We start from the raw sequence: 5,830 nt of genomic DNA on the forward strand, positions 1-5,830 counted from the left end.
CAGTGGCTAGCGGTACATTTTTCAAAGGTAGGTATTCGTGTAAATGCTTTGGCACCAGGTTTTTTCTTAACCGACCAAAATAGAAGCTTACTTACTAATTCAGATGGGAGTTTAACCCAGCGGGGTAATCAAATTATAGAACAAACCCCTATGGGCAAATTTGGAGAGCCCGAAGATTTGGTAGGCACCACATTATGGTTATGTGGAGAGGGGGCTTCTTTTGTAACGGGAGTTGTAGTGCCCATTGATGGAGGATTTAGTGCCTATAGTGGCGTTTAACATTTAATAGAAAAAGAATATATGGAACAAACATGGCGATGGTACGGGCCCAATGATCCCGTTTCATTATCAGATATAAGTCAAGCAGGAGCCACAGGCGTTGTTTCGGCTTTACATCATATACCAAATGGCGAGGTTTGGACAATTGAAGAGATACAAAAACGGAAATCAGTTATAGAGCAAGCAGGTCTTAGCTGGAGTGTTGTAGAAAGCATACCCGTGCATGAAAACATAAAAACGCGTTCAGGGAATTTTAAAATTTATATAGAGCGTTACAAACAGAGTATTGAAAACTTAGCCTCCTGTGGTATACACATTGTATGCTATAATTTTATGCCTGTTTTAGATTGGACACGAACCGATTTGGAATTTCAAGTAGAAGATGGTTCTAAAGCATTGCGCTTTGATGTTGTAGCTTTTGCGGCATTTGAGTTGTTTTTATTAAAGCGACCCGGGGCAGAAGCTGTTTATACCAAAGCGCAGCAAGAAGCGGCTAAAGTCTATTTTGATAACCTATCAGAAGCTCAAAAGGAAAAATTAGTTAACAATATTATTGCGGGTTTACCAGGTGCTGAAGAAGGTTATACACTTGAGCAGTTTCAAACCATTTTAGATACCTATAAAGCAATTGATGCTCAAGTGTTAAGAGAAAACCTAGTTTTATTTTTGAAAGAGATTATTCCTGTAGCTTCTCAAAACGAGGTTTTAATGTGCATTCATCCCGATGATCCACCGTATCCAATTTTAGGTTTACCAAGAGTAGTGAGTACCGAATCAGATTATGCGTATTTATTTGATAATGTCCCTGATAGATCTAACGGAATTACGTTTTGTACAGGATCATTAGGTGTGCGAGCTGATAATGATTTGGTACAGATATTTAACCGTTTTGCAGATAGAGTACATTTTCTTCACTTGAGAAGTACAAAGCGTGACGAAATGGGTAATTTTTATGAAGCCAACCATTTAGAAGGAGATGTAGATATGTATGCTGTGATGAGAGCGGTTCTTTTAGAGGAAAAAAGAAGACAATCAGAAGGGTACAAAGATGCTGATATACCAGTAAGACCAGATCATGGCCATCAAATGTTAGATGATTTACATAAAAAGACAAACCCTGGATATTCAGGAATAGGGAGGCTTCGTGGTTTAGCAGAGTTAAGAGGCTTAGCCTTTGGAATAGTCAAAAGCTTGTAGTTAAGAGAATCAATTCTATAAGGTAGGTAAAGCTTATCTAAAATAACAGGACATATGAAGAGTGAATCATTTATACATGATAATTTTTTACTGCAATCAGAAATCGCAGAACACTTGTATCAACAGTATGCTAAAGATTTGCCAATAATAGATTATCATAATCACTTATCGCCACAAAAAATAGCAGAGAATAAGCCAGTAAATAATATTACAGAAGCATGGCTTAGCGAAGATCATTATAAATGGCGAGGCATGCGCGCCCATGGTATAGAAGAGATATTCATTACAGGTTCAGTAACGTCAAACAAAGAGAAGTTTGTTAAGTGGGCAGAAACGGTGCCCTATACATTAAAAAATCCGTTGTTTCATTGGACACACCTTGAACTGAAACGGTACTTTGATGTTGATGATATACTTCAACCCTCAACTGCCGAATTTATTTATGAGAAGGCTAATAGGGTATTAGCCCAAAAAACACCAGCCCAGTTGTTGGAAGATATGAAGGTTGAAGTTATTTGTACCACAGATGATCCTACTGATGATTTAAGCTCCCATAAGGCTTGTAAAGAACAAAACTTCTTTACAAAGGTACTCCCTACTTTTAGAGCAGATGAATTGTTCTTTATTAATAAAGATACTTTCACATCCTATTTAGCTAAATTAACTAAGGCATCTGGAATACCAATTAATTCGCTTTCTGATTTTGTAAAAGCTATAAATCAGCGAATAGAATTCTTTAATCAGCAAGGTTGTAAATTATCAGACTTTGGTGTAGGTGAACGTCTTGAAATGGTAGAATATACGCAAGAAGAAGTTGATACGATTTTCAAAAATAAATTAGCAGGAGCAGGTCTTACAGAAGCAGAAATAAACAAATATCGTTCGTTTTTATTTATTCATTTAGGAAAAAAATACCATGAATATAAATGGGTACAACAGTACCATTTGGGACCAATAAGAAATAACAATTCAAGGCTATTAGGGCAAATAGGGTTGGATGCTGGTGTAGATTCGATGAGTGATTTTCCAATGGCTCAGTTTATGTCCAAGTTGTTTGATGGTTTGAACGCTACAAACCAATTGGCTAAAACCATAACCTACAATTTAAATCCTGCACATAACGAGGTGTTTGCAACTATGATGGGTAATTTTCAAAACTCAGATTGTAAAGGTAAAATGCAGTGGGGCTCAGGTTGGTGGTTTTTAGACCAAAAAGATGGTATGGAAAAGCAGATAAACTGTTTGGGCAATATGGGACTATTAAGTCACTTTGTAGGTATGTTAACCGATAGTAGAAGCTTTTTATCTTTTCCACGACATGAGTACTTTAGGCGTATTTTATGTAATGTTTTAGCTGAAGATATTAAGCAAGGGCTTATCCCAAATGATTTAGATTTTGTTGGCAAAATGATACAAGATATTTGTTATTATAATGCGGTTAAGTATTTCAATATTTAAGGGTTAGCCATACAAATACAATCGATTGCATTTCATATATTTGTTGACGACTTAGTTTTAACAGAAATCGTTTTAAATAGCACTAATAGCACTCATATTAAACTAAAATAAAATAAGAATGAGAATAAAACAGGCTTTCCTTTTGCTTATTTGCGCAAGTTTATGGTCATGTATGGAAAACAAGGGCACAAAAATGCTTTATTTGGCACATACACTTCCTCAAACGCATCCTGTACATAAAGGCATTTTAGAATTTAAAAAGGCATTAGAAAAGAAATCCAACGGCGCATTAGAAATGAAGATTTTTCCAGATGGGCAATTAGGATCAGAACGGGAAGTATTAGAGCTTTTACAAATAGGAAGTGTAGCAGCAACTAAAGTGAGCGCAGCCACCTTATCTAATTTTGTACCTGAGTATCACGTATTGGGCATACCTTATTTATTCAAAGATAAAGATCATCAATTTGAGGTTTTAGAAGGAGAAATTGGTAAATCAATATTAGAAAAAGGGAGTAAGTTTTGGTTACGCGGTTTATGTTATTATGATGCTGGTAGCCGAAGTTTTTATACCTCAAATAAAGCTATTAGAACTCCTGATGATTTAAGAGGGCTAAAAATACGTGTGATGAATAATCAAATGGCTATCAATATGGTTAATGCCCTTGGAGGATCGGCAACACCAATGGCTTACGGCGAGTTATACACAGCCATTCAGCAAGGGGTAGTAGATGGTGCCGAAAATAACCCACCTTCCTTTGTGTCATCAAACCATTATGAGGTAAGTAAGTATTATACGCTTGATCAGCATTCCTCAGTACCAGATGTTTTATTGATAGGAACAAAGTTTTGGGATAAGTTATCAGATCAAGAAAAAAAATGGGTTCAAGAATCTGCCGATGAGTCTTCACAGGCGCAAAAGCAATTTTGGAAAGAATCTGTTGACCAGTCTATGGCTATCGCTAAAAAGGCAGGTGTAGAGATTATTATTCCGGAAAAGTCACTATTTCAAGAAAAGTCGAAACCCGTTTTGGAAGCCTTTTTAAAAGCGCATCCAGAAATGAGTGAATTAATCAACAACATAATAAGAGAGTAATTATGAAATCAGCAGATATTATATTTGATAAGGTATGTAGATTGATGGAAATTATACTTATTGTCATTTTTGGTTTGTTAGTTATTGATGTTTTGAGTCAGGTGTTTTCGCGATATATTTTAAATACCTCTTTTGCTTTTACGGAAGAATTGGCGCGTTTTTCGTTAATATGGATGTCCATTTTAGGAGCAGCATATTTAAATGGTAAAAGAATGCATTTGTCTATGGATTTTTTGTATCAGAAGTTTTCTGAAAAAACAAGAAAGAAGGTACTTTTATTTATCGAGTGCTGTATTTTTTTATTTGCTTTAATTGTTATGGTTATTGGCGGTTTTAACTTGGTGTATATAACTCTACACTTAGAGCAATTATCAGGAACCTTACGAATTCCTTTAGGGTATATTTATGCTATATTACCCGCAAGTGGGCTTCTTATTATGTGTTTCTCTGTTTACCACATATTCAAAATTAATGCTAACCAAATCATCGACTAACCATGAGTATTGAGGTTATAAGTATCATCGTTTTATTTGCCAGTTTTTTTACCTTGCTAATGTTAAAAGTTCCTGTGGCTTACAGTATAGGTATTTCTACAACTATAAGTTTATTACTTAATATTGATAAACTACCAGGCATAACCACCATAGCCCAACGTATGACTACAGGTATTGATAGTTTTGCGCTTTTGGCTATTCCGTTTTTTGTATTAGCTGGCGAAATTATGAAGCGAGGTGGCATTGCCAACCGGCTTATAAATTTTGCAAAATCATTAGTTGCTAGTTTGCCAGGGGGCTTGGCTTATGTAAATGTATTGGCCTCGATGTTATTTGGGGCTATTTCAGGCTCAGCCATCGCGGCCACTTCAGCCATAGGAAGTATAATGACTGATAGGATGGAGGAAGAAGGGTATCCAAGAGCATTTAGTGCTTCTGTAAATATTACATCATCAACAACGGGCCTATTAATTCCTCCAAGTAATATTTTAATTGTATATGCCTTGGCTAGTGGTGGTACTGCCTCTGTTGCGGCACTGTTTATAGCAGGATATCTACCAGGTATTTTATTAGGGTTTAGTATTATAGGTTATATTGCTTTTGTGGCTATAACCAGAGGCTTTGTAAAAGGTGAGCGCGCACCACTTTCATTGATTTGGAAATATTTTAGTAAAGCCTTTTTTAGTCTGTTACTGTTGGTTATTGTGGTTGGCGGTATTGTAGCAGGTATTTTTACAGCTACAGAGGCATCGGCCATAGCAGTATTATATGCAGCGGTATTGGCGCTCATTTATGGGGATATTACCACTAAAGATTTTCCTGAAATTTTACTCACAAGCGCAAAGACTACTGCTGTAGTTATGTTCTTAATTTGTACCTCTATGGCTATGTCATGGTTGTTTTCCTTTGAGGGGATCCCAGAGCTTATCAGTGGGTTTTTACTAGAACAATTCAGTAATAAAATAGTTATCTTTCTGGTTATTAATCTGGTGCTCTTGATTATAGGAACGTTTATGGATATGACGCCTGCCGTTTTAATTTTTACCCCTATATTTTTACCAGTGGTTGTTGCTTTAGGGATGCATCCAGTACATTTTGGCATTGTGTTAGTGCTCAATTTGTGTATTGGCCTATGTACACCTCCAGTAGGAACCATACTCTTTGTAGGAAGTGGTATTGCCAACATATCGGTTTCTCAAGTGGTAAAACCATTACTGCCATTTTTGCTAATCATGGTATTGGTACTCCTTTTAATAACCTATATCCCTGAAATTTCTATGTATTTACCAAATTTGTTTGGGCTTTAAGA

General features: G+C 36.1%; 6 protein-coding genes. All 6 read left to right on the top strand.

The genetic code is table 11. The annotated features are described in order from the left end of the window. The coding region (locus FGF67_RS16485) for an SDR family oxidoreductase (RefSeq protein ID WP_139698858.1) at positions 1 to 279 on the top strand (279 nt) is incomplete at its 5' end. 21 nt (positions 280 to 300) lie between these two features. Then, on the top strand, positions 301 to 1,476 hold the full coding sequence (gene uxuA, locus FGF67_RS16490) for a mannonate dehydratase (protein WP_139698859.1): 1,176 nt from the start codon (positions 301 to 303) through the stop codon (positions 1,474 to 1,476). A gap of 54 nt (positions 1,477 to 1,530) precedes the next feature. Continuing rightward, positions 1,531 to 2,934 carry a glucuronate isomerase gene (gene uxaC / locus FGF67_RS16495; RefSeq protein WP_139698860.1) on the top strand — a complete coding sequence of 468 codons (1,404 nt, stop codon included), beginning with the start codon at positions 1,531 to 1,533 and terminating at the stop codon, positions 2,932 to 2,934. Positions 2,935 to 3,052: 118 nt separating this feature from the next. Further along, the gene (locus FGF67_RS16500) at positions 3,053 to 4,027 is read left to right on the top strand and encodes a TRAP transporter substrate-binding protein (RefSeq protein ID WP_139698861.1); all 975 of its coding nucleotides are present in this window, start codon (positions 3,053 to 3,055) and stop codon (positions 4,025 to 4,027) included. Positions 4,028 to 4,029: 2 nt separating this feature from the next. After that, positions 4,030 to 4,521, top strand: coding sequence for a TRAP transporter small permease (locus FGF67_RS16505; RefSeq protein WP_139698862.1), 492 nt, complete (start codon positions 4,030 to 4,032; stop codon positions 4,519 to 4,521). Positions 4,522 to 4,523: 2 nt separating this feature from the next. Further along, complete coding sequence (locus tag FGF67_RS16510) at positions 4,524 to 5,828, top strand: TRAP transporter large permease (RefSeq protein WP_199240707.1); 1,305 nt, start codon at positions 4,524 to 4,526, stop codon at positions 5,826 to 5,828. Positions 5,829 to 5,830 lie beyond the last annotated feature (2 nt).

It is taken from the genome of Allotamlana fucoidanivorans (assembly GCF_006265225.1).
Lineage (GTDB): Bacteria > Bacteroidota > Bacteroidia > Flavobacteriales > Flavobacteriaceae > Allotamlana > Allotamlana fucoidanivorans.